The 25,818-nt window shown below is 44.6% G+C and carries 15 protein-coding genes; 5 read left to right on the top strand and 10 right to left on the bottom strand.

Annotated features, from left to right (window positions below; translation table 11 throughout):
• Nucleotides 1-10: 10 nt before the first annotated feature.
• From glgC to V1358_RS00575, 6 genes are read right to left on the bottom strand one after another with little or no spacing between them, the layout of a single operon-like run.
• Nucleotides 11-1,300: a glucose-1-phosphate adenylyltransferase gene (gene glgC, locus V1358_RS00600; RefSeq protein WP_347392261.1), complete on the bottom strand. Its 1,290-nt coding sequence runs from the start codon at nucleotides 1,298-1,300 to the stop codon at nucleotides 11-13.
• A gap of 1 nt (nucleotide 1,301) precedes the next feature.
• A complete protein-coding gene (locus V1358_RS00595) occupies nucleotides 1,302-3,788 on the bottom strand; it encodes a glycogen/starch/alpha-glucan phosphorylase (protein ID WP_347392260.1) in 2,487 nt (828 codons plus the stop codon).
• Between the two features lie 5 nt (nucleotides 3,789-3,793).
• The gene (gene glgX, locus V1358_RS00590; RefSeq protein ID WP_347392259.1) at nucleotides 3,794-5,881 is read right to left on the bottom strand and encodes a glycogen debranching protein GlgX; all 2,088 of its coding nucleotides are present in this window, start codon (nucleotides 5,879-5,881) and stop codon (nucleotides 3,794-3,796) included.
• Nucleotides 5,874-8,093 carry a 1,4-alpha-glucan branching protein GlgB gene (gene glgB / locus V1358_RS00585; protein ID WP_347392258.1) on the bottom strand — a complete coding sequence of 740 codons (2,220 nt, stop codon included), beginning with the start codon at nucleotides 8,091-8,093 and terminating at the stop codon, nucleotides 5,874-5,876. The genes glgX and glgB overlap by 8 nt, the downstream gene beginning before the upstream one ends.
• Nucleotides 8,086-10,074: a 4-alpha-glucanotransferase gene (gene malQ / locus V1358_RS00580; RefSeq protein WP_347392257.1), complete on the bottom strand. Its 1,989-nt coding sequence runs from the start codon at nucleotides 10,072-10,074 to the stop codon at nucleotides 8,086-8,088. The genes glgB and malQ overlap by 8 nt, the downstream gene beginning before the upstream one ends.
• 9 nt (nucleotides 10,075-10,083) lie before the next feature.
• Nucleotides 10,084-10,383 (bottom strand): isoamylase early set domain-containing protein, encoded by a 300-nt coding sequence (locus tag V1358_RS00575; RefSeq protein WP_347389484.1) that lies wholly within the window; start codon nucleotides 10,381-10,383, stop codon nucleotides 10,084-10,086.
• Nucleotides 10,384-10,966: 583 nt separating this feature from the next.
• Here V1358_RS00575 and V1358_RS00570 point away from each other — a divergent pair.
• From V1358_RS00570 to V1358_RS00555, 4 genes are all read left to right on the top strand, one after another.
• Nucleotides 10,967-11,176 (top strand): hypothetical protein, encoded by a 210-nt coding sequence (locus V1358_RS00570; RefSeq protein WP_347389485.1) that lies wholly within the window; start codon nucleotides 10,967-10,969, stop codon nucleotides 11,174-11,176.
• Between the two features lie 48 nt (nucleotides 11,177-11,224).
• Nucleotides 11,225-12,571 (top strand): N-succinylarginine dihydrolase, encoded by a 1,347-nt coding sequence (gene astB, locus V1358_RS00565; RefSeq protein WP_347392256.1) that lies wholly within the window; start codon nucleotides 11,225-11,227, stop codon nucleotides 12,569-12,571.
• 120 nt (nucleotides 12,572-12,691) lie between these two features.
• A complete protein-coding gene (locus V1358_RS00560; protein WP_347389487.1) occupies nucleotides 12,692-13,390 on the top strand; it encodes a lytic transglycosylase domain-containing protein in 699 nt (232 codons plus the stop codon).
• An 8-nt stretch (nucleotides 13,391-13,398) separates the two neighbouring features.
• Nucleotides 13,399-13,935, top strand: coding sequence for a DUF2937 family protein (locus V1358_RS00555; RefSeq protein ID WP_347392255.1), 537 nt, complete (start codon nucleotides 13,399-13,401; stop codon nucleotides 13,933-13,935).
• 36 nt (nucleotides 13,936-13,971) lie between these two features.
• Here the strand turns inward: V1358_RS00555 and V1358_RS00550 are convergent, their stop codons facing one another.
• From V1358_RS00550 to V1358_RS00535, 4 genes are all read right to left on the bottom strand, one after another.
• Nucleotides 13,972-17,457 (bottom strand): S8 family serine peptidase, encoded by a 3,486-nt coding sequence (locus V1358_RS00550; protein WP_347392254.1) that lies wholly within the window; start codon nucleotides 17,455-17,457, stop codon nucleotides 13,972-13,974.
• A gap of 132 nt (nucleotides 17,458-17,589) precedes the next feature.
• Nucleotides 17,590-21,342, bottom strand: coding sequence for a S8 family serine peptidase (locus V1358_RS00545; protein ID WP_347392253.1), 3,753 nt, complete (start codon nucleotides 21,340-21,342; stop codon nucleotides 17,590-17,592).
• A 582-nt stretch (nucleotides 21,343-21,924) separates the two neighbouring features.
• On the bottom strand, nucleotides 21,925-23,970 hold the full coding sequence (locus tag V1358_RS00540) for a winged helix-turn-helix domain-containing protein (RefSeq protein ID WP_347392252.1): 2,046 nt from the start codon (nucleotides 23,968-23,970) through the stop codon (nucleotides 21,925-21,927).
• 152 nt (nucleotides 23,971-24,122) lie between these two features.
• Nucleotides 24,123-24,680 carry a DUF922 domain-containing protein gene (locus V1358_RS00535; protein ID WP_347392251.1) on the bottom strand — a complete coding sequence of 186 codons (558 nt, stop codon included), beginning with the start codon at nucleotides 24,678-24,680 and terminating at the stop codon, nucleotides 24,123-24,125.
• A gap of 350 nt (nucleotides 24,681-25,030) precedes the next feature.
• On the opposite strand from V1358_RS00535, the gene V1358_RS00530 reads away from it, so the two are divergent.
• On the top strand, nucleotides 25,031-25,756 hold the full coding sequence (locus V1358_RS00530; protein WP_347392250.1) for a substrate-binding periplasmic protein: 726 nt from the start codon (nucleotides 25,031-25,033) through the stop codon (nucleotides 25,754-25,756).
• The last annotated feature ends 62 nt before the right edge of the window (nucleotides 25,757-25,818 follow it).

The raw sequence follows: 25,818 nt of genomic DNA, 5'->3' as shown, positions 1-25,818 counted from the left end.
CATCAATAGGTTATCTTTTCTCTGCTAACGCAGTGAGCATATCACGCGTAACCAAAACGATGCCATTTTTCGAAACTCTAAATCCATTCGCTCGGTCTTGGTCATGGTTAACCCCTATGTGCAGACCTTCAGGGATCTGACAGCTGCGGTCGATAATGGCGCGCTTGATGATACAGTTTCGATTGATTTTGGCTCCTGGCAAGATAACCGACTCTTCAATCTCACAGAATGAATGTACATAAACGTTAGAGAACAATAAGGATTTTCTGACCGTTGATCCGGAAATAATACAGCCACCGGATACCGTTGAATCCACCGCCATGCCGCGTCTATCTTCGTCATCAAAAATGAATTTTGCTGGCGGTAATTGCTCTTGATAAGTCCAGATTGGCCATGTTGGGTCATATAAGTCGAGTTTAGGTTGGGGTGAAACCAACTCCATATTCGCTTCCCAGAATGAGTCTAGGGTACCTACATCGCGCCAATACGGTTGGGTATCAGCCGAGTTTTCTACTCCATTATGACTGGGCTCAGTAAATGGAAAAGCAAACACCTTATGCTTGTCGATAATCGCTGGGATAATGTCATGACCGAAGTCACGCCCTGACCCTTCTGTTTGCGCGTCACGTTTGAGCTGCTCAAATAGGAACTCGGTATTGAATACATAATTACCCATCGACGCCAAACAACGCCCCTCTTTCCCCGGGATTTCATTGGGCTGTTCAGGCTTCTCATCAAAGCGACGCACTCTGTTATCTTCATCAACAGTCATCACTCCGAAAGCACCCGCAGCCACATCAGTGTCGACTTCAATACAACACACCGTCATATCAGCACCTGTCTCCACATGTTTCGCTAGCAAGGCACCATAGTCCATGCGATACACATGGTCGCCTGATAGAATCATGACGTAACGCGGTAATTCATGACGAATAATATCCATGTTCTGAAATACCGCATCAGCAGTCCCACAATACCAGTCATCCCCATAACGCTGTGATGCTGGCAAAATCTCCACTGACTCACCGAGTTCCTTCTTGAAGTGACCCCAAGCTCGGTTCACGTGGCGTATAAGTGAGTGCGACTTATACTGAGTTGCCACGCCCACGCGTCTAATTCCAGAGTTGATACAGTTCGATAGTGGGAAATCGATAATACGGTGCTTGCCGCCGAAGTAGACAGCAGGCTTGGCCCGCCAATCAGTTAATTCATGCAATCTCGAACCACGACCACCAGCCAAAATCAACGCATAGGTGTCACGTGTCAATGTACTGATGTAACGGTTTGCATAACTTGGCATATTATTCTCCTTGGCTGTTCATAGTGTGTTGTAGCTGCCAAATTTCTTGGCTGTATTGAGCAATTGTGCGATCACTCGAAAAAGGTCCGGACGCAGCGGTATTTAACACGCTCATTTGCGTCCATTGGTTTTTATCCTGATAAGCTATTGCGACTTGTTCTTGTGCCTTGCAGTAAGAAGCAAAGTCGTAACACGTCAGCCAAGGATCTGAATTTGATTTCAAAACGTTCACGATTGGGTTGAAAATACCTGGTTCACAAAGATTGAAGTGACCGCTTTCAAGCAGTGCGATAACCGCACTCAAATTACTGTCGTTATTGATGATGTTCATAGCGTCATAATTGGCGCGAATAGCATCAACTTCATCCACTTGGGCACCAAATACAAAGAAGTGTTCGCCGCCAAGCGCTTCAAGCATTTCCACGTTTGCACCATCCAACGTACCTATAGTCAACGCGCCGTTCATCATGAACTTCATGTTGCCAGTACCTGAGGCTTCTTTACCGGCCGTGGATATTTGTTCTGATAAATCAGCCGCAGGGCAAATTGTTTCCATCGCCGTGACGTTATAGTTCGGTAAAAATGCCACTCGTAGCCACGGTTGCGCTTTGGGATCGTCATTGATGGTGTGCGCTACGTTACAAATAAGTTTGATAATCTGCTTTGCCATGTCATAGCCTGGCGCCGCTTTACCACCGATTAGCACACAGCGCGGTACCATACCCTCGGTATCGCCATCGCAAATACGACGATAAAGGTGGATAACATGGAGGATATTCAACAGTTGGCGCTTGTATTCATGAATCCGTTTCACTTGCACGTCAAACATCATCTGAGGGTCAAATTTCACGCCACACTGTTTCTCAACCAACTCACATAACTTTTGTTTGTTCTCGTATTTCACTTGAGCCCAATCTTTAAGTAATGCTTGATCATCGTAATAGCGACGCAACTGGCTAATTTCCGAGAAGTCTTTCACCCAATGATCACCAATCTTACTGTTGATCAATGCGGCTAATTTCGGGTTACAGTGGGCTAACCAACGTCTTGGTGTTACACCATTAGTTTTGTTATTGAACTTTTCAGGCCAAAGGTCATAAAAATCTTTGAACAACTGCTCGCGTAAAAGCTGACTATGTAACGCAGCCACGCCATTTACAGAATAACTTCCCACTATTGCGAGGTACGCCATGCGCACTTGCGGATAATCACCCTCTTCTATTAGCGACAAGGCACGTTGTTTGTCACTGCAACCAGGCCATTTTTTCGCAACCTCGACTAGGAAACGGGCATTAATTTCATAAATAATTTCCATCAGCCGTGGCAGCAAACGTTGAAATAATGCCACTGACCAGCGCTCTAATGCCTCAGGCAACAAAGTGTGGTTGGTGTACGCCATAGTTTTAGTGGTTATCTCCCACGCGGTGTCCCACGACAACTCGTGTTCATCGACCAACAAACGCATTAACTCGGCAACGGCGATACTCGGGTGGGTGTCGTTTAATTGAAACACGTGGTAGTCAGCAAACTCTGTGAAATCCTCGCCATTGATGGTGATCCAACGATTGATGCGGTCTTGTAACGACGCGCTGCATAGGAAATATTGCTGGCGTAAACGTAGTTCTTTACCGTTCTCCGAGGAATCGTTTGGATACAAGACCATGGAGATTTGCTCGGCCAAGTTCTTTTTCGCAACCGCTTCAGCGTAACCACCTGCGTTAAATTCGCTTAAATCGAATTCGTCGGTCGCTTCACTTTTCCACAAGCGTAAGGTGTTAACCACATCATTGCCGCATCCCGGTACAGGCACATCGTAAGGCACGGCGAAAACATCATGAGTATCAACCCAAACGCGGTGCAAGCGCCCTGATGGGTCCTTGTGCACATCAACATGACCAAAGAATTTAACTCGGACAGTTTTATCTGGTGCCGGCAATTCCCATGGGTGCCCTTCGTGGAGCCAGTGATCTGGTTGCTCAATTTGATAGCCATTTTCGATTCGCTGGTTGAACATGCCGTATTCGTAACGAATACCGTAACCCGTTACGGGCAACGCCATCGCCGCACAACTATCCAGGAAACAGGCAGCCAAACGACCCAAACCACCATTACCCAACCCTGCATCGTGCTCAGCCTCACCAACACGTTCAAGTTCAGCACAATAATTAGCGAGGGCTGCTTTAACTTCCTTTTCCATCTCTAAATTCAAGATAGCGTTGTTTAAGCTGCGGCCAATAAGAAACTCCAGCGATAAATACGCCACCGAGCGCTTGTTGGCGTTCTCTTCTCGCGTTTGTCGCATGCGTGCCACTAGGCGATCGCGGATGGTCAGTGCCAATGCTTGGTAAAGATAATGCTGAGATTCACCGACCTTATCGCGGCCTAAGGTGTAGTGAAAATGTCTTGCTAAGTCATCGGCTAGCGTTTGTGTGTCCAATAATGGCGCGTCTTGCCAATCTACTGGATGGCATACAGTACGTGTAGTCATCGTCTCTATCCTGTTACTTGGTGCCATTGAACATTACTAAACACCCAACTACTGCATGGGGTCAGTGTGATTTCTTCGCTCGTTTCAAAGTGGGTTTGAGCGTTATCTGCATGTGTGTTGACGGTGTCATCACTGCTTAACAGCAAATGCCATTGGTTAAAGGGCGGCTGTTCTAATTTGGGTAGCGATATGACCTGCTCGTGCTGAGCGCGGTGCAATACCAAACACACATACTTATTTGCATGCTTATCAACTATGGTATGAATCAGCGTATGTAATTTGGCATCATGCCAATCGCCACTTTGCATGGGGTCGCCATTTGGGCGATACCAACCGAGGTCAAAGCGAGGATCGTCGTCGTGCACATATTGATCATATTTAAATATAGAAAATGCGTTTCTGATGCGCTGTAAGTCGCTAATAAATAGCGATAATGGATGATATGTGCTGACATCATTCCAAGATAACCAACTGATGGCGTTATCTTGACAATAGGCGTTGTTATTTCCCCCTTGAGAATGGGCCATCTCGCAGCCTGCACTAAGCATTGGCACACCTTTGGACAGCAATAAACTGAGTAATAGATTCTTCTGTGCTTTTAATCTTAGTGACTTAACTTCAGGGTCAGAAGTAACGCCCTCTACCCCAAAATTAAAACTGAAATTAGCATTGTGCCCATCGCGGTTATGTTCACCATTGGCTTCATTACGCTTTTGCTCATAGCTGACCAAATCAGCCAAGGTGTACCCGTCGTGACTAACCACAAAATTTATAGTGCTACTAGGCGCACGGGATTTGAATATGTCGGCTGAACCATGCAAGCGTTTTGCTAACACACCGAGCATGTCGTTATCACCACGCCAAAATCGACGTACCACATCACGATATTGGTCATTCCACTCACGCCAAGGGGCGCTAAAACCACCCAATTGATAACCACCAGGGCCAATATCCCAGGGTTCAGCGATAAGTTTAGCCTTACTCAAAACAGGGTCCTGAGCGATACATTGAAAAAATGCATGGCGGGCGTTAAAACCATGTTTGTCGCGCCCTAGAATCGCCCCCAAATCAAAACGGAATCCGTCAACGCCCATCACTTCATACCAATAGCGCAAACTATCTAGAACCAAGCGCAGTACATGGGGCTTTTCAATAGCAACTGTATTGCCACATCCCGTGTCGTTGATGTAGTGACCTTGTTTATCCAAGCGGTAATAGCTGGCGTTGTCTATGCCACGAAAGTGACAGCTAGGGCCATGCAGTGCGCCCTCACAGGTGTGGTTGTAGACCACATCGATGATCACCTCAACGCCATGCTCATGCAGACTGCTGACCATAGCTTTAAACTCATTAATTGCACCTGTTGCCTGCTCACTAGAGCTATAAGCCCGGTGCGGAGCAAAAAAGCTTAAGGTGTTATAACCCCAGTAATTGCTTAGTTGTAGCGGTGCTAGGAAAGGCTCGCTTATGAATTCATGTACTGGCATAAGCTCCACTGCAGTCACCCCGAGCGCTTTAACATGACTGATAAATGCCTCATTGCCCAGTGCGGAATAAGTACCCCGCTGGTCGTGCTCAATTTCACCATGGCGGGCAGACCATCCCTTCACATGGCACTCGTACAATACAGTGTCGGCCCAAGATATATTTGGTCTGTGTCCGTGGTAAATTGTGTGTTCAACAACCACTGACTTAGGCATTAAGTGAGCGTTATCTAAGGGGCACATTTTCCCCATTTCATCCATAACTTGATGACGTCCACTGGTTTCATACTCGCCATGTAGCGCATAGCTGTATGGGTCAACCAAGAACTTATTTACATTGTGTAAGTGTCCCAGTGCTGGTGCAAACTCTCCTGCTACACGGTAACCGTATAGCTGTCCCTTTCTAATACCATCGATTTGCACATGCCAAAGACCAGCTTCCCCTTTGAACAAGGCGATACGCGCTACCTCAGAGTGGCCGCTGTGATCATACAAGCACAAGTAAACGTGCTGGGCATGATGAGCAAACATGCAAAAGTTTACGCCTGCCTCATTAACTGTCGCGCCCATTTTATTTGTATGCCCTGCTCTGGCAGTCCAACTACTCACCGTCTTGCTCCCACAGCAAATACACAGACGCCAAAGGTGGAATAGTCAACACAATAGAGTGCGCTTGCCCATGCCAAGGCTGTTTTTGTGCTTCAATCTCCCGCGACTCATCGGCAACGACATGCACATCACTGCCACCGAATTGAGCATGATCACTATTAAGAAGTACCTTATAAACGCCTGCATGCGGCACGCCCAAACGGTACTCGTGGTGCACCGTTGGTGTGAAGTTAACTATCTGAATTACGTTTTGATTTTTATCTTTGGAAATACGAGTAAAACTATAAATGCTGTGCTCGGAATTGTTACCGTCCAGCCAATTAAAACCTTGGTCGTTACCGTCGTTTTCGAATAAGGCACGGTGATTTCGGTAGGTGGTATTAAGGGCCTTCACCCACTGTTGCACACCTTTATGATTATCAAAGTCGAGTAAATGCCAATCTAATGATTGGTCATGATTCCATTCAGCAACCTGCGCAAATTCACCACCCATAAACAGCAATTTCTTACCAGGGTGGGCCCACATAAAACCAAAGTACGCACGTAAATTTGCGCATTTTTGCCACATGTCACCGGGCATTTTATTGACCAGTGAGCCCTTACCGTGCACCACTTCATCATGGCTAAGCGGCAGCACGTAATTCTCACTGAACGCATAGACTAAAGAGAATGTCATTTCATGGTGATGGTACTTCTTATAAATTGGATCCAGTTGCATGTATTTCAACGAATCATTCATCCAGCCCATGTTCCATTTGTAACCAAAGCCTAAGCCGCCACCATCAACACTTTGGGTCACACCGGGCCAAGCTGTGGACTCTTCCGCAACCATCATAACTCCCTGATTGCGGGCGTAACACACGCTGTTTACTTGCTGCAAACAAGCTATCGCCCCCAAGTTTTCACGGCCGCCGTATTTATTGGGTAGCCACTGGCCACTTTGACGGCTGTAATCGAGATAAAGCATGGATGCTACCGCGTCTACGCGTAAACCATCGACTGCGTATTGCTCTAACCAATAGTTTGCATTAGACACCAAGAAGGAGCGCACTTCTTGACGGTCATAATTATAAATATAGGTGTTCCAATCTGGGTGAAAACCCTGGCGTTTGTCAGCATGCTCATACAGGTGCGTGCCATCAAAGCGCGCCAATCCATGGGGATCACTCGGGAAGTGCCCAGGTACCCAATCAATTAAAAGTCCGAGGCCTGCGGCTCGGCACTGCTCACAAAAATACGCAAAGTCGTCTGGCGAGCCAAAACGAGCGGTTGGTGCAAACAAACCCACGCATTGATAACCCCATGAGCCGTCAAATGGGAATTCGCATACAGGCATCACCTGAATATGGGTAAAGCCTAAGTCTTTCACATAAGGGATTAGCTCAGCGGCCAGGTCTCGATAACTTAAATATTCATTACCTTCCTTGCGCCGCCAAGAACCTAAGTGCACTTCATAAATACTAATTGCCGCATCGATAGCATTACGCTTTTCGCGTTGTTCGTAAGCTACTGGGCTAAGCTCGACTGGGTGTTGTTGCTTTACAACGATAGATGCTGTTGCCGGTGGTCTTTCAGCAGCAAACCCGTATGGATCAGCCTTTTCCAATACCTCGCCAATCGCACTCACTAAGTGATACTTATAGCGACTGCCAACCTCGACATTAGGCACAAAAATCGCCCATACACCACTGTCGTCAAGGCGTGTCAAAGGGTGTTGCCTTTTGTCCCAGTGATTAAAGTCACCAAATACACTTACCGCCTTTGCATTTGGCGCCCACACACTGAAACGGACCCCTGCGATACCATCGATAGACATCGGGTGTGCACCAAAATGTCTCTGGGCGTGCTGGTCCTCGCCTTGGCGAAAGAAGAATAAATCATCCGCACTAAGACCAAGAGGCATGCTAAACGCATCGCGAGAGCGGACTTGACTATGAGGGTAACTTGCCACTAACTCATATTGCTTAAAATCTTTTTCCACAGGCAAGTAAAAGAGTGCCGTGTTCTTGTAGCGCAGAGCTGTGCAGGTTTTTTCGCTAAAAACGACCTCTAATTTGTCCGCACCTGGTTTAAACGCGATGATGTACCAATTCCCACCTATGCATTGATGCCCCAGCAAGCTTCTAGGTTCACCTACTTCTGCGCGTTCCAGTGCCGCGACTGCATCGTCGAAGGGCGGTTGTTTACTGTGTACTGTTGAAGAGTCAACCATTTCTATGCCTACTTAATTCTTTTAATAATTCGCTGTGTCCACTGAGTATCAGCTTTGCATGCTGCGATAATTGGCGACGCCAGTTCGGGTATTCTTTGTCTGTTCCAGGGACATTCAGCGCTATTTGCTGAGCATCCAAATCATCTAATTGCAGTGTAAAAAGCACACACGGAGACTTAGCTAAGACGCTACAAAGGGCGGTATAAATCTCTGCGCTGTCTGTGTTTAGACTCACCGCATAACCATGGTTATTCAACAATGTAATTAATCGTTGCTGCACAACCACACGTTCATCTTTTAGTTGCCTAGCTTGGGCCTCAGACAACAAATTCAGAGTCAAACCTTGGTCAACGTCTCCACCTAGCCACCAACTGGCAAACGGAGGTAAATCATGATTACTAATCATCAACAAAGTCAGTTGTTTTAGCTGATCGGGTTCAATAAATGCATCATGTTGTTGGCAGAAGTAATACACCGTATTTGAGGCGATATTAGCCTCTGCTAGGGCATCGCGTACCTCGTGAGGGACGACCCCTAAATCTTCACCAATGATGGCGCATTCATATTGGTGGCTCAGAATCTTCACCGCAGCAAGCAAATGCTCGAATGGGTAATAGACATAACAACCTTGTTGCTCGCTCAAGCACCACCACACGCGACGCAGCGCCATCACATGGTCAATGCGCAACGCTCCTACATCCTGCATGTTGGCAGCGAGTAAGCTTCTAAAGTAGGCAAAATGCTTGTGTGCCATGCGCTTAGGATGGAGCGCTGGCATCCCCCAATTCTGGCCATGACGAGCAAATGGATCGGGTGGCGCGCCTATTTCTGCGCCATCAGTGAACTGATGAGCGAAATTCTCAAACTCACCAGAACTGCGCGTAACACCCACAGCAAGATCGTTTATTAAGCCAATTTTCATGCCATTACGAAGCGCTGTTTCTTGACAATGTTTACGCTGCTGCCACGCCTGCCACTGCAGATACTGTTCGAAGTCACCGCTGCCTGTTGGTAAAGACGCAAGCGCCGCTGCATATTGGAACTTGAAGTGATCAAACTGTTCCCGACGATGTGCACTGGCACAATCGCAGAAATTTCGATAAAGCTGTTTTAACAACGGCCACTTCAGCGCATATACAGCCTCATAATTTAGCCAATGACCATAATCTGCATCGCGGTATTGCTTATGAGCTGAGCTATGACGTTCTTTTAATTCATCGTCACAATCGTCGCTAAGCAACACTGAAATATACAAAGGGTGCAACAGTAATCGACTCACCGGACTGTAAGGGCTAACCGCCGTTACATCTGTGGTATCCAACAAATGCAATGGGTTAAGCAATACGTAGTCGACACCGCTCTTCGCTGCGCATTGCAAAGTTTGTGCGAGGTCTTGAAAATCACCTATACCGACACCTTGTTCGCTGGCAATGGTGTATAAGCCGCAGGAAATACCTAGGTGTTTTTTGTTTTGAAACGGCACATCATAGGCATGCTCAGGCACCCACCATAATTGGGTGTGGCAAGTCTGTGCTGCAAACTTCACTGTGGCATCATAAAACCCAACAGATAATTCTTTGAAATCGATTGCAAATTCAATACGCAAATAACGCTGCTCGCCAATGATATAATCACCGCTTACTGCGCCTTGCGATAAAGGCCACTGCCAACGCTTACTCTGATCGTTGAGCATCAACGAGATGTTTGCCGAAGCATCGTTAAAATCAGACTCTTTGACTTTAATTGTCAGTACAGGTGCTCGTTGTTGGACCAAAACAATGTCATCGACCAATCGTGTCCACGGCTGAGCGTCGAGTTCAAAATTCAAGGTATTAAGAGCCGGAATATCATCGGCATCAATGGCCATTGCTGCTAACGCCTTACGACGAACCTGATCGTCAAAATGCATCAACTGACCATCGTAGCTCGTGTATTCATAGCCTACTCCCATAAGAAAGCAGGCTTGTGAAAATACATCCATTATTTCTCACTAACTCGCAAACGTTGATACTACGCTATTGTCGCTACCGAAACCGTTAGCAACATAAGCATCAGCTTTATGGTCGTTATCCCATTGTTCGTCATTAATTAAGTAGCGAAAGTGAAACTCGCTGTCTTTTGGCAGGCGTAATTTGGTTCTGAAGGTTTGATCCTTCTTTGAATAGCGCATTTCAACAGGTTGCCATTCGTTAAATTCTGCAACTAACGACACTTCCTGCGCATCAGGGTGTGCATATTCAAATGTGACTTCAGCTTCTTCTTTGGTTTTAAAAAAGCGCTTCTTTAGCATAGTTGGGCTCCAAACAATGGTTGTGTATTTGACCGCCACATCAATGTGCTATGGATACTGCTCAGCAAATCGGTGTGCTTGCAAAGTATTGTGATTAGCCTAGCAGTGAAATATGGATGCTATATGACAGTGCATTGATTGCTCCAATATGGTGCAAAATGGGTCATTTCTCCATGTTTTCATTAGCTTTGGATATCCACTTCATCTACTCAGCAGGATAAGTGCCAACTTTGACCCTTTTAATGGGACTTGCAAGTGGACGGATCACTTACCTCAATAGACCTTATATAGGTACACCTGAGTGTTATAAAGCAATTCAAACTAAAGTCCAAATCTGTGCAGAGCACAAATATTCCTCACCAAAATAGTGCTTGCATTGCGTACATAAACCTCATGAAAAACATAAGTGATTGTTTTTAAGATTCTTTTAATTAGTGGCATGAAACTTTCTTTTAACTTAGTGCACCCGCAATAGGTCAAAGGAACACGATCATGAAAAATATTCTAGATACCCTCTATTTGCTGTGGCACTTGGACATAGACACGTGGCAAATCCATGAGTTTCCAAATCGAGGTGACTACCATGAGTAAGCTCGAGCCCCTATTACCACTGCTGTTATCGCATAAAATAACGGTGACAGAAGCTGCCGAGCGCACGCACTTATCAAAGCGCTACATTTATAAAACCATTCGCCAACATGCCAGTGAAAAACGTTCACTGGCACAAAAGCGAAAGAGCTTGCTTGATGAATTACAACGTATTGAACTGGCTCTTGCGCACCAAGCCACCTAAACAATACATGTTTAGTATTTCTTTTAGTCGGACCACACAGAGAAACATATGTCGTATCAAGAAGTAAATTTTGATGGTTTAGTCGGCCCTACGCATAATTACGCAGGCCTATCTTTTGGTAACGTGGCCTCCGCACGTTTTGCGAGCCAACCTTCTAACCCAAAAGCAGCGGCGCTACAGGGCTTGGCCAAAATGAAGATGCTGAGCGACCTAGGGTTATCCCAAGGCGTTATAGCCCCGCATGCCCGCCCTGCTTTACACCTATTACGCAAACTCGGGTTTACAGGCACAGATAGCCAAGTGGTGGAAAAAGCATTTGCTTACAACCCTACCTTAGTAAGCAGCAGCTTTTCTTCCTCTGCAATGTGGACAGCTAACGCCGCGACTGTTTGTCCGTCAACCGACGCCAATGATGGTAAGGTTCATTTCACCGCTGCGAACCTCAGTAATAAATTACATCGTGCCATTGAAGCACCGCTCACTTCAAAAATACTCAAAGCGACCTTTGCCGATGAAGGTTATTTTAGTCACCATCCAGCCTTGCCGATGCATGACTATTTCGCGGATGAAGGGGCTGCAAATCATACTCGTTTATGCGCTCAACACGGTGGCAAAGGTCTGCATTTATTCGTTTATGGGCGAGAAGCGTTTAATTCGCAAGCTCCTGCCCCTACTAAGTTTCCCGCTAGGCATACTAAAGAAGCGTCTGAGGCAGTTGCGAGATTGCATCAGATTGGCGCTCAGCAATCACTGTTTGTACAACAAAACCCTGATGTTATTGACCAGGGTGTATTTCATAACGATGTTATCGCCGTCGGTAATGAGCGCATGCTGTTTTGTCATGAACAAGCGTTTGTTAATCAAAGCCAAACGCTAGATGGCATCAAAAGAGCCTATGGCGAAGTGACTCAAGGTGAGCAACTCATCATTACTCAAGTAGAAAATGAGCAAGTAAGTATTGATGACGCCATAGGCAGTTATTTGTTTAATAGCCAACTCATCACCCTTAATAATGGTGGTTTTGCGCTCATTGCACCTGGTGAATGTGAACGTATTGACAGTGTTAATCGCTACTTACAGCAACTGGTAGAGCGCAACGTGCTCGAAAAAGTGCACTATGTGGACCTTAAACAAAGCATGCAAAATGGCGGGGGTCCCGCTTGTCTTCGTTTACGTGTGGTGTTGAATCAAGCTGAACTAACGGGCGTTAACCCGCAGTGTTTGTTAGATGATACTCTTTATCTCACACTGTGCTCTTGGGTGAACAAGCACTACAGAGACAGACTGACATTAGAAGACCTTCGCGATCCTCAGTTGATCAGCGAAAGTTACCAAGCTTTGGATGAATTAACGCAAATTATGGCGCTAGGGTCGATATATGATTTTCAAATATAAAAAATAATTCACCTTAACTCGTTGATGAGAAGACACTTTACATTTATGTACATTGTTTTCTCATCCTAATTTATGAGTTTGTGCTAGTCTTTAACTTGGGTCAAAAACCGAGAGGATGCCATGGTAAAGACAATGTCCTTGTTGCTTAAAAATCAAGCCACTATGGCTATTATCTTGATGTTTGGCTCCTCCTTTCCTCTCTGCGCGCAAACCACCGTCTATCATTACCTAAATGAAGATGGTGTTGCCGTATTCACTGACGTAAAACCTAAAGTCAGTGGCTTTCAAATTATCAAAATCAAATGCGATGAATGTGACGTTGAGTTGGCAGATTGGCATCGCACGCCTCTTCATACTGACAAGTATCATGAGCACCTGCGTTCAGCGGCACTTGAACACGGTATTGATTTAGCCTTGCTAAAAGCCATTGTTCACGCCGAGTCGGGTTTCAACCCCAAAGCGGAATCAGAAAAGGGTGCCAAAGGGCTGATGCAGCTGATGCCGTTGTTACTCAAAGAGTTTAACGTAGACGATCCGTTTGATCCCGGCGCGAATATCGCCGCGGGCGCTGCGTATTTTGCCGAACTTTTAAAACGCTTTAAAGGCAACAGTAAACTCGCTGCGGCGGCATATAATGCTGGACCGAGTAACGTTGTGCATTACGGTGGAGTGCCGCCTTTTAGACAAACGGAAGCGTTCGTGCAACGGGTTGATATTCTTCGTGGACGCTATCGCCAACACATCGATCACGTTGGGTTAGAGCCCTCGCAATTTATCGCTATCGATGACACACTGGAAACATCTCTCACTGTTCCGTAAGTTTATTTATGATGTTCGACTTTGTTAGGTGGTGTCGTAACTACCTGAGACTCTGTGTGTTTTTTATCGCAGCACTGGTTGGCCTGCAAGTACCTGGTTTTAAAAATGACTATGGCCATGCATTACGAAGCGCCTATTCTGAAGCGCAATTAAATATGGCGCCGTTTGAGCGAGATGCAAAGAAGTTCTTTGACGGCTCGGTGGAGAAGCTGCTCGCGCATTATCAAAAAAGCGATGATCCTGTTTATGCCAAAGGCGGTGAAAACCTAGCCTTGCTGCTTGAGCGTGAAAACGAACTTGAAGCGGCCTTAGATGATTTTGACACGCACCCTTACGTTCATTTACTCAAATCACCTATTCTCAGCATCTCTAAACAAGTATGGAACAACTATACGCCACAGATACAACTTGATACCGAAGCTCTCGTCAGTTCAGTAGTCTTTGCACTGCTGGTCAGTTGGACGATTGAGGCGCTATTTTTGCTTGTTGTGTTGTTATTGCAACGGGCAATGACTGGACTTTTTATTAAAAAAGCGCCTCAATAATGAGACGCTTTGCATAAGTTGGGAAACCAAATCAACTTATATCTGAGAGCCAACCTCATACCGAGAGTGATAATGCTTCGCTTGTCTTACCCTAGTTAAAAATGCGATAAGCATCATTAACCAAATAGACACGCTGCCACCGCTACCTGATTGAGGCACCTCTTGGGCGGGAGGAGCAACAATCGGCGCTGCCAGTATCTCTAACTCAAACTGTGTTGACGTACTTAATTGCCCATCTGATGCAGTCAATACAATGCTGTAGGTGCCTGCTGCGTCGAACGAACCAGTGAGTTTTTGTTCTTGAATGCTTAATTGCTTAGCGCCTGAAACACTCAGGGTCAGTTCATCCTGTTGCTCATCGTCAAAAACATCTGCAACATCTATCTCAACCAGCACTACCGAGTTTGATTGCAGCTGATATTGAACATCAGTAATTGGGTTTACGACAATAGGCGCGGTATTCACCTCCTGAGGTGCCTTACCTTTCACTTTAAGCAGCGTTGTGCCTACATTAATATCTAAGTCAGGGCGAGTACCTACTTCAATTATTCCATAATAAGACTCTCCCTCTTTAAGCGCTTCTAAGCTGTCTTCCTTAAGGTAGCCAGCCACTTCAACCTCGATATCAAAATACTCATTCGTCTTTACATCACTCGGGGCGGCAATAGATAAGGTCGGCTCGGGTGAATAAGTAACCTGTGCGTATTCCAAAACAACCTCATCCTCCAAACCCGGCGTTGTACCCTGGTAGTTGTGAGCCACGAGCCAATAATTGCCAGTTGGTGGATTTTCTAGTTCACATTGCTCGTTGGAGTCAGCGTTGCCACTTACACACAACAATGAGTAGAACATTTCCGTAGCGTCTGGAACACCATCATTGTTCTCATCTATACCGACGTACAGGTCAATATCTGGTGCGGTTGTATTCGCCACATTAACTATCAAGCGCTTTGTATAAGGCTTTACTGTGATCGGGTGTGAAAAGACAGTATGCAAATTTGTAGCTGGACTATTCCTTTCAGAGTTCGAATCTGCGCCACTCGCACTGCCGGTCGCTTGTCGTGCTTTGACAAGGCCGTGCCCTCTTACCTGCAAATCTGACGAGCCTGATGTAAATACATCTTCAATAACAAGCGTATTATCGACATTATTCAGCGTCGCGGAAACCTCAGAAGCAATTTCACCGGCTTTAAATCGTGTTGCTACTTGAAAGTGCGTATCACTGATTTCAACATTGTTCGCGCTGAACACAACATAACCGTGTGTCCACTCACTCGCTAGGTCTGCATTTGCGGCAGTAGTAAAAGTTAGCGTTTGCTTTTGGCCCTTTTGCAGTGAAAAACTGGAGGGAGTCACAGATAAATCAAAGCCAGGAGTGATGTAGTCGTAGCGTGCACTCCAAGTACCATCTTTTGTCGCCTCAACTTCTCGTGTCCACGTGCACTGCGATATACAGTGTTCCAAGACAATAGACGAACCATTCAAATCTTTGGGTGTACCACCTAATTCTGGGTCTGAATTTAAGTAATCTTGCTTATCTATGTGGAGTAATAAGCCGGCATTAATAGCTTGGTTTACACGTAAGCTACCTGCTCCGTGGTCAAAAAGAGTTGAACGTTCTTTAGTACCATCAAAGTCATCATCTTTGTAAGTCAGCGCATGTGCACTCGACATTATCGCTGACTGCGCCTGTGATGGCGTCCAAGTTGGGTGAGTCGCTTTAATTAACGCCAGCGCCCCTGCAACATGCGGGCTTGCCATCGATGTACCCGACAATGGTGCGTAGGCAATTTGCTCTGCGTTCTCTGAAAAAGGTTTGTCCTGAGCATAAGCGGCATGAATATCAACACCCGGTGCTGCGATATCAGGAGTAAGTACACCAGCATATGGAATATTTGGCCCGCGAGAAGAAAATACCCCTGCTATATCCCCGAGCTCTGGGTTGCGAGTTAATGACGCTGCGCCAATAGTAGCATAGTGCTCGTTTCCTGATGACAACCACTGAGTTAACTCTGCACCATCTTCAGCGGACAAATGAATAGCGGGCAGTACGTGTGCATCCGCAACAAGGTTGTCCGCACCATTGTCCACATTAATCAGAATTAAACCACCAGCACCACCTGCCTCAACGTTGATGCCTTTGCTCACACGTGCTATTTCTCCGCGTTCACATACGACAATTTCTCCGTCAAATGTACCTGCTTCAAATGGCGCCAGACACTGCGTATCTTCGGGGATAACAACAGAAGCAGAATAGCCAACAGTGGCGCTTTTTCCAGTCATCTTGGACAGAACTGATTCCCCACCAGAAAACCCGCTTAAACTTTTATCGGTAAAATCGGCGTCATGAGTATAGGCTGCAACGGTTGTCACCCATGGGGCATTACCTGGTGAGCCAACGGTTTCTGGGCTTGGCCCCGCATTGCCAGCAGCAACGGCAACATGAATACCTGCCTCGCGTGCATTCAAAAATGCAAGTGCGTCAGCCGTCCCCCAAGGGTTTCTTGCGCCGCCCCCTACAGAGTAATTTAAAACATCAATGTTATTTTCAATAGCATGTTCAATCGCCTTTATAGCAAGCTCAGGGAAGCAGCTACCATTTTCGTTACATACCTGATAAGACACGATATTAGCGTGTGGTGCTACACCGCTAATACTTTCGAAGTTATATGCACTGGGCTTTGAAATTGTTCCACTTGTGTCTTCAACTACTAGACGCCTGTTAACGTTTTTGACAACATTACCAGCGGCAGTTGAAGCAACATGCGTTCCGTGTCCATTGAAGTCATAGCCAACGTGAACTTTATCCTGGATATCCTCTAGCTCTGTGTTAACGATTTCAGGGTAGCTATCAATGATTTGTGGATAGCTGATAATGCCAATCAGTTTGTCGTTACAAAATTTAGGATATTGCTGACAATCCCCTAAATAGTTTCCTTCTCCTAATGGGTTAGTGTGGTCATAACCGTCTCCACCAACATCAGCAAACGATGGGTGTAATGCATTAATACCTGAGTCGATAATACCTACAGTGACTCCTTCTCCCATAGTGCCTTGATGCTCATTATCTCCTTGCCAAACACTTCTTGCGCCCACGAACTCAGGCCCTGTTGCTGTTTTAATATGATGCAAACCTACTTTTTCGACACTCAAGACCTGCTCTGAGCGCTTTAGGAACGACACTTGCTCATTATCTAAGTGCACTGCAATGGCATTAACTGCTGTTTGGTAGTTATGCGTCGGCTGAACACTTGTTGCCAGTGCGTTATTCATGGTGTTGATTAAACTACGTTGCTTTTTTGCCAATTCATTTTTATAAGCAAGAGCACTTGGTGAATGGACATTTAATTCTGAATTATTTTTGTATTCACCGGACAAAATAGAAGGCGATGAACTCTCTGACAAATAGCTAACTAGAGAGGGTTCTTTCATCACTACAAAGTACAGGTTATCGTTACGTTGCTTGTAAGACTTGCTATCAATCAGGTACTGCTCTTTTGAATTTTGAGCGTTAAGTTGCACGTCTGAATTTACAAGCGCATGCGTTCCTAGATGGGTAGCCGCACATACGTAAACAAAAGGTATGAGTGGTTTTTTTAATTTCATAAGCAATAAAATCAGGGAGCCTAGTAGACTAGGCCCCCTAATACTCCTCTATTTGCGACGATTAAAAAGAAGGAAACTACTAACTAGTAGGATAAAGAGACCAAAGCCACCGCTGCTTTTCTCTTTTGGCATTTCAGCGACAATGACTGAGATCGTATGACTCGCTTGGCTAACACCATCAGATGCAGTAATGGTGATAGCGTGTGTACCGGCTTGGTTGATTGCGCCAGAGAGGTCAGTCCCAGAAAGGCTTAGCCCTTGTAAACTCGACTCAATAGAGTAAGTCAACATGTCACCTTCACTATCCCAAAACAGGCCATCAAACGAAATTTCAATTAAGGCCTCACCTTCACTGTTCACCTGAACATCTATCGACTGCAGGTTTGCCGCAACCTCAGAGTTAACTGATGGTGCAATATCGTTTTGGTTAATAATATTTACCAGTACTTCAGCTGTCTTGCCTATGTTGTTACTCTGGCGAGTCACCGCTTTAACTACGAGATGAGTATTGTTTTCATAGTCAAATGCTTCAGGGTTAGCGACAACCAATTCATAGTTATCGTTAATGTGAAATGGCGAATTAGGAGCAACACTTACTAGGTCAACCTGCAAGGTTTCTCTCGTGCCATTTGGATAGGTAAAGAATCCATACGTATCGAATTCTAATTGCCCAATTACCGTGCCCGACTCTACATTTTCTGCGACACTGAACACTTGACCTTGGCGCACATCGGCAATAATGCTGCCATCATCGTCTTGATAGCCAGCATAGCCTAGCTGTCCATAGTCATCATTCTCGCTCAATACTAAGAATTTAGGTAAGGAGTCATTTGCCAACGAATCTGTCGATAATCCGCCAAAACCCATCTCTGGTTTTTTAATAGCGACAATATTTATCTCTTCTCCGGGCTGTGCTGTGTAGCTAGACAACCATGATGCTTCATTTGGCTCAATGCTCGCGTCTGAAAACGAAACTAATGTGCGGGTGTCTGTTACTTGCTCAGAACACCAGCCCCAGTCATTGCACACAGTTTCAGACTTTACATACCCGCCTTTGACAGGATTAATTTGCGCCATCGGCTCACCTGGGCCTCTGCCGCTATCACGATCTGTCTCAATATGAATGCCTAGGTTTTGGTCAAAATCCTCGACACTGTCTATCTCATGGTGAAATGTATCTTCTAAACAAAATTGCGACACAATGTTTCGACCATCGCTTGTGAACAAGGTTGGTAAACTTGATTTTACAATTCGGCCTCGCGGCTCATTCCAATTGTATTCCTTATTGTAATCAATAAGGTAAGTTTGTGGTTGGCCATGCTCATTAATAGATACATAGGGCTGATTAAACAGCTTTGCTTCGTCGTAAATAAACGCTCCATTGAATGCATCATCCCAACCGTTTTCCTCTACTACTGATTCGTGGAATATGTCGTAGAAGAACAACCTTTCTTGCACTTTGTCCATATAATTAGCAAGAGTCGTGTTAGCCGGTTTATCAAGACGTACAGCCAATGAAAACTTTTTACCCGACACTTCACATAATGGTTCATCAGTAACAGATGCACCGACTGTTTGAATAAAATGCCCATTGAGCGCTTTTTTGTCTTCGGATATGTGGTTTTTATGAATGACTACAGGGTACGCATTAAACGTAGATTCCGTGCGAGATTCATTAACAATTGAAGTCATATATGCCGTATAACCAGCACTGCCATATTCACCGTCTGGAAATTGCTCTCTTGCGAAATCTAAATGCTCCCATTGAGTTTGATACGTATCTGGGTCGAAGCCTAAATATATAGGGTATTCGACGGTATTCGGCTTCTTGAGAAGATTAGATGCTGCTCTCGCACGTAGCATCCAGCCAAGCTTTACATCTGGGTAACCTTCTTTAGCTAGCGTGATGTAACCATTAAGTTCGGTACGCTTTAGGTTCTCATCAGTGAAGTCCCCAGCACTTCTCAACGGCCATGGGTTAAGCATTTCCGCATTAATATCAACAGCCACTGCGAAAGTAATGCTTTGGTTTGCAGGGACACTGATCGTTTGCGGATGCGATATAGTTACGCCATCAAGTCTACTAACCTCTCCAAAGGCGTCATAGGACACAGTGTAAGTTTGCACTTCATCAGTAACGTTTCGTACAGTGATATTTTTCACTAAGTGCTTAGTTTCCAATACTTCATGTGTACCAAATTGAAGGTATGGTTGATAAGTGTGCGCATCCCACGCGAAAATTGCGGTATTCGTCGCCGACGAAACATCTTCGATGCCGTGCCCAACAGAGTACAACTCTGCTTCAAGCTCACTTTCAGATTCTAAAATTCCAGAATTGTGCGCCGTATTTGCTAGCATTGCCTTAATTTCTGCCGGTCCAGCAGATGGGAACTTGCTTTTAATGACTGCCGCTGCGGCCGCAATTCGTGCCGCTGCCAGCTGGCTACCAGTGTCTAAGATAAACTTAGTATCGGTTGTTGCTTCAGGATTACTATGCAGAGGCTGAGTGATTAATGCAACGGGTTGGTCTTCACCCATACTTACTATTTCGGGCTTAAGGGCTTGCGACCCCCTTACTGGTCCTTTTGGTGAAAAGTCAGAAACACGATACACGTCATCCTCATTTTGAATTGACCCTACCGCAATCGAGCTAGTTACGGATGCGTTGGATGACAGCCAGTACCTATGTTTTTGCTCTGCTTCTTCATACATAGACCACTGAGCAAGGCCACCAGCATCAGTAACAATTGTAAGGCCTAACGCCGCAGCTTTGTCTAACAAATGCTGATTAAGAGTAAATGACGCTGTTCCATCTGGAGCATAGAAGCCAGCTGCCCCTGCGCCATCTATAAGCGCAACGTCAAGATGATCGCTTGTATCGCCGTCTTGGTTAGGATCCAGCGCATGCTCTATTGCCTCCACAATTTGCGTTAAACTCGGCCCACGACCGCGGTTCTCATCAACGTTGTAAACTTTATACGCATGAATAGCGGCACCTGGAGCAAGTTGATGCACTATACTGGCAAGCTTTGTGCCTAAACCAGTCGGGTAAACCCAACCATTCCAGCTTTCATATTGGTAATATTGATCAATGGGGTTCGCATCATTACCGAAATTTTCTCCTGCAAAGTCCCAACCTCCTTGAATTACATCGGTAGGAAAGCCGTCATATTCTATAGCGCCATTTTCTAATGCTTCTAGGTAACTCCCACTTGGCGGAGGAGTGTTGTCATCGCCGTCATCACCAAGCTCGCCACTCCCACCAAACAATTTTAGAGTGTAATCAACCCCTGTTGAAATGATTGCGACACTTGCTCCTTCACCGGCATTCTCATCATTATTGTAAGGTGTGAGTTGAGTAACATTTTCTGTTTCAACATCATTACTAACATGTGCATGAAGTCGTTGTTTTTGCACAAGGGGCGTATATTCGACGTCTGTGGCGCTTATAGACGCAACTGACTCATGCCCCTGTAATTTTTCAACTAAATCTACTGATGCAGTGACACTAATAAAATTGCCTAAAATTTTAGCTCGTGCTTGTAAACGTGATGTAGGGTCCAACACTCTTATATAATTGATTAGTTCGTTTTGCTGCTCAATTACACGGTGTGTTGGTGAACCGCCTTGGTTTTGGTCAGTTAAAGTAATTGTATATTGCTGTTGGTGTTGTTCTTGTTGGTTGTTATTAATCGATTCAACATGCTTGATATCATTCGAATTCGGTGTGGCTGCAAAAGCGCCATGTATACATAATGAACTTACAAAAAGTGCAATTGCCTTCTTCTTAAAAATCATCATGCCTCCTGTTTATAGTTTGTAGGGTTTGAGGCCTGCAAAAAAGTTAACGACTTTATTACAAACAGGACATTTATTACGGACTGTCCAAATCTAAAGCAATCCATATAAAATCTAATCTTTCTCTAATTACAAAGGATCACATTGTGCGATATTTAAAGTTATCTAATATAAATCTAATTCATAATTTTCAGATACTTAAGAGATAGAAAATTAAGAGCTACACCTCAAACAATGAAATTAATTACACTTCAATTACAAAACATTTGAGCGTCTATTTGTATGAATAAGGTGTTTTACTTAAAGCATGGTCACCTTTGGCTCTGTAGTGTTAAGCGACTTTTATTGTATTAAGTGGAAATGAAGTACATAAGTAAACGAGCGAGTACCAACAAGCAGACATCTGGAAGATGATTGCGGGAATGCTTGTTGCTCGGATAGCCTAAAAGTGACGAGGAACTTCTAGCTTACTCGGGGAGTAAGCAACCACCCAAAAGAGTGCAAGAGAGACAACGGATTATATGAATAGAGATGCCGGTCCAATACATTCAAACAGTAACGTATCACATCGCCCTAAATCGCGCGTTATTGGACTCGGTATTGATATATATCTGCTTGATTAGCAAGTTTAAAGGTGACAATTGCAGTGTTCCCCTCTCCTTTTGCTATGCCATAAAACTTACGAATAGAGTTTGCAGGGAAGCGCTGAACCACGGTACTAAGATAGTCTGATATTTTTACTATTTGATCTTCAGTTTTAGTCCTCTTCAAAAAATAGATATCACCAGCAGATGCGTAAAATGCACCAAAATCAGACTTATCCAGTTCTCGAGTCAATAACGACATTTCACCATTTCTCTTATCAAACAGCCACAGGCCATTTTCGTTGAATCGAGACATAACAACAGTGTGTTCATCTAAATCCTGGGCATAAGCTTCTCCGGTATTGGTCATCGGTACCAACTTTCCACTGGGAATATGATAACTAAGAATACCTAAACCCTCGCTATGGGTTGCACTGTAGTAAATAGTGTTGCTGTCAGAAGACCACCCATACACTTCGGGTTCAATGTCGGATATCACATGATGGGTATCGTTAGCAAAGACATACAGCCCAGCATCCTTGGATTCGCTAATCTTGACCAATATTTTACCTGTACCATGATGGATACGCGGTATTGAAGCCTCTCCATATTTTTCGGTGATGTTAACACTCTGGCGAGCACCTTTTTTCCAAACACCCCAACGCTCATCACGGTTTGACAAGAAAACAAAGGCTTGAGTTACAGCATCGTATTCACCATAAATATCTCTTGAGCTGGATGACACAGTATCAAGCTCTCTGCCGGAACTGAGATCGAGCATAGCTACGTATTCTTTTGAAATGTGTTCTACAGCAAACACACTGTTATGTATCACAGAGTAATCAAGATTAGAAGATAGTTTGCCTGCGCTTAGTTGTGTGCGGGTGGCCCCATGCATATCCAGCGCCGTTACTTTGAACTGAGACCCTTCATTGTGAGTTGCGACCAAAGTGTGTGAGGTTTTGTCTACGTCTAAACTTAACACTCCCGATATATCACGACCGATGCGACTCGACGTTTGGTCGCCATTAGTGACTTTGATGATACTTCCAAGTGGAGAATGAGTGTCTCTCACGAAATAAACCTTTTCGCCCAGCACTCTCGGTGAAAAGTCGATTTGGCCCACTTCAGGAAATGTTATTTGGTGCTGCTTTTCACTATCAATATTGTATTCAAATAACGCAACGCGGTCTTGAAGCTGTTTTGAATAAATAAGCCTATTCGGTGATATATCAGACCACTCTATCACCCGCCGATAGGGTAAGTAATAGCAATCTTCAACCAATGTAGCCTCTTGATCGAGAAGAATATCATTACGAATAACGTCACACGCTCCTTGCTCGTTAATGCGCGCATAAGCTATGTAATTATCATTGGGAGACCAAGCTGGTGAGACTTCTTTTCCTTTGCCCGCTGAAATTAAACGCAGTGGCGTGTCTGCATTGAGTAAATCCTTGATATAAATCTGACTGAACTCACCTTCTTGAATCCATGAGAATGCCAGATACTGGCCACTGTTCGAAATACTGGGAAACTCCTCTACCCCTTCGTAGTTAGTACTTCGAGTTAGTCCGTGGACAGCTGTGTTTTGCCACTGATTGGTTTGGTTATTTAAAAAGAGGAAGTAAAATAAGCACAGTACGCCTATTAACAAAACACCTGCGACTACAAAGCGTAGTTCAAAACCAGCGAGTCTTTTGGCGTTGGGCTGCTCTGTGTACTTGGCAATAAAGCGGTAGCCAACTTTGGGGATCGACTCGAAAATATCACGCTCTAGCCCAACTTCTTTAAACCCTTTTCGCAGCATCCAGACTGCATTGGTAAAGCCTTTCTTGCCCACTTCTTCATTATCATTCCAGATACTAGAGATAGCATGATTAAAATCGACTAAATTGTCTTTACTGCTTAAGAACAATAACAATAACTCAGTCGCTTTTGCTGTAAGTTTGACCTGTTTACCGTCTTTTTCTAGCAATGATTGAGACGGCATAAAACGCACATCTTCGATGATAAAGTCATTACGTGTTGTGTGATTAGTCAAACTCATAAAAGCGTAATATGCATACAGGCTTTATCTTTACATGGCTTCCATTCTATACGAGATGTAATTACGATTCCTATCGGTACAGGTGAAAACAAGTTGTTAATTGAATAAAAAAACAACGTAATACACACATTTTTACAGTGAATAACATTAATTTACTGAAGGTGGTCTTTCAACCAAGCATGCTCGGTGCGACCAAAGTCAGTTTTTTGATCTAATAATCTCAACTGAGTGGCTAATTCATTTTTAGTCTTCGCAGCTAATTCTTCAGCTTGATTCTTCAACTTTTGGCACTTTCCTACCTCAGGTAAGTTCGTCAGTTGATCATCCAATGACCGCGCCGCAGCTTTTACTAACTCGCCCTTTTGATGTTGGTATTGTGCCAGTCTCGGAAACCAATTAGACCACACCTTTTTTACTTCGTCATTTTGGCTGTCGAGTTTTGGCAATGTGTATTGTAAACCTAATGTAGTCGTGACTTTGTTTACTTCACACACACGTGAGCGGCTGTTAAATCTGAACTGAAAATCAATGTCGTAAGTGGTGCTGGCATGTACCACATCGTCGTCTATTTTCGCGGGTGACGCTGTATCTAGCGCCGCTTTTAGGTCGGTTATGCTGTCAGCAATGACTGGATAGTTGCTCGTTTTTTCAATCACTTCGAGTTCAGCATTTGCCGAAAATGATACTAGAAATATGAGTATGAATCGCACTGTTATTCCTTAAAGTACGTTTTGATAAGTGTTCAATAATAGATGGCTAAACGGCTTTATACCACGCCGACCAGACATTTTTATTACAAAGTAAAAAGCCGCACAGAATTAATTATTCACACTACTGAAATATATCTTTGCTATAACGCTTTGTTTCTATTTAAGGAAATCACTCCATATAGCAAATTGTTCGGCTAATATTAACTCAGACTTGTAAGTTTAAGGACGTGGAGGTGGATGGAAATAGGTATTCCCCCCTGTAATTGATTACGGAACAGTTATTGATTTTGAACTGTCTAAAACAAGCCGCTTTATCCACTCGAAACTTGGTTTGCGCATTCGCATTGGCAATGAGTTTTAACGCCATTGCGTCTGAAAAACCTCTAGTAGTGGCTCTTCCCGACGCGGGATACCCACCCTATGTCATAGTCAATGAATCCAAAGTTACAGGAATATTGGTTGAATCAATCAAACGCGCGTCACAAAACGCTGGGATCACAATGGAATTTCAATTTCTACCCGAAAAACGTTCACTAAAGGCCCTACAAGAATGCAGTGTGGACGCGCGAATGGAATCGGCTCTTTATAGCGACGCGCCCGATGAGTATTTGTGGTCACACCCGATTATTGAGATTGAAGACGTACTCATCGCGAATAACGAAGATTATCATCATATCGAAGACATTGAGGATTTAGTTGGCCATGAACTAATTGCTCACATTGGCTACAGCTATCCAGCGCTTCAAGGCTATTTCGATAGCGGCACAATTATTCGCTCTGACCGTTACAACGAAAGGGAAATGTTGCGCTCTCTACTAAGACCATCACCTGATAGCCGTAGGTTGGCGGTAATGGACCGTAATGTCGCAACAACACTATTCAACAACGATAATCAACTTAGGGATAACCTCCGTTTCATCGAATTGCAATTGGGCAAAGCCCCTTTGCAATTTCAGTTTTGCGACAATGCTGAAAATGCTAAACGCGCTGCCCTGCTCAATGAGCAGCTAACATTACTCAAAGAGTCCGGTGAATTACTCAGTATTAAGAAGGCGTTTATTCCAAGTAACGAGTAACGCTTAAGAATATACAATTAGCACATGTAAATTCCGTATAGCCTCCACACTAGTACTTCACG

Origin of the sequence: Pseudoalteromonas pernae (genome assembly GCF_039831865.1) — a bacterium.
GTDB lineage: Bacteria > Pseudomonadota > Gammaproteobacteria > Enterobacterales > Alteromonadaceae > Pseudoalteromonas > Pseudoalteromonas pernae.
The sequence above is the reverse complement of the archived record's forward strand: the minus strand, read 5'-3'. Positions and strand labels throughout refer to the sequence as shown.

What these genes read in the sequence shown, in the direction of transcription:
- V1358_RS00545 (WP_347392253.1), bottom strand. Translation starts at nt 21,342, where the DNA reads ATGATGATTTTTAAGAAGAAGGCAATTGCACTTTTTGTAAGTTCATTA.
- astB (WP_347392256.1), top strand. Translation starts at nt 11,225, where the DNA reads ATGTCGTATCAAGAAGTAAATTTTGATGGTTTAGTCGGCCCTACGCAT.
- glgB (WP_347392258.1), bottom strand. Translation starts at nt 8,093, where the DNA reads ATGGTTGACTCTTCAACAGTACACAGTAAACAACCGCCCTTCGACGAT.
- malQ (WP_347392257.1), bottom strand. Translation starts at nt 10,074, where the DNA reads ATGGATGTATTTTCACAAGCCTGCTTTCTTATGGGAGTAGGCTATGAA.
- V1358_RS00555 (WP_347392255.1), top strand. Translation starts at nt 13,399, where the DNA reads ATGATGTTCGACTTTGTTAGGTGGTGTCGTAACTACCTGAGACTCTGT.
- V1358_RS00575 (WP_347389484.1), bottom strand. Translation starts at nt 10,383, where the DNA reads ATGCTAAAGAAGCGCTTTTTTAAAACCAAAGAAGAAGCTGAAGTCACA.
- V1358_RS00530 (WP_347392250.1), top strand. Translation starts at nt 25,031, where the DNA reads ATGAGTTTTAACGCCATTGCGTCTGAAAAACCTCTAGTAGTGGCTCTT.
- V1358_RS00560 (WP_347389487.1), top strand. Translation starts at nt 12,692, where the DNA reads ATGGTAAAGACAATGTCCTTGTTGCTTAAAAATCAAGCCACTATGGCT.
- V1358_RS00570 (WP_347389485.1), top strand. Translation starts at nt 10,967, where the DNA reads ATGAGTAAGCTCGAGCCCCTATTACCACTGCTGTTATCGCATAAAATA.
- V1358_RS00540 (WP_347392252.1), bottom strand. Translation starts at nt 23,970, where the DNA reads ATGAGTTTGACTAATCACACAACACGTAATGACTTTATCATCGAAGAT.
- glgC (WP_347392261.1), bottom strand. Translation starts at nt 1,300, where the DNA reads ATGCCAAGTTATGCAAACCGTTACATCAGTACATTGACACGTGACACC.
- V1358_RS00595 (WP_347392260.1), bottom strand. Translation starts at nt 3,788, where the DNA reads ATGACTACACGTACTGTATGCCATCCAGTAGATTGGCAAGACGCGCCA.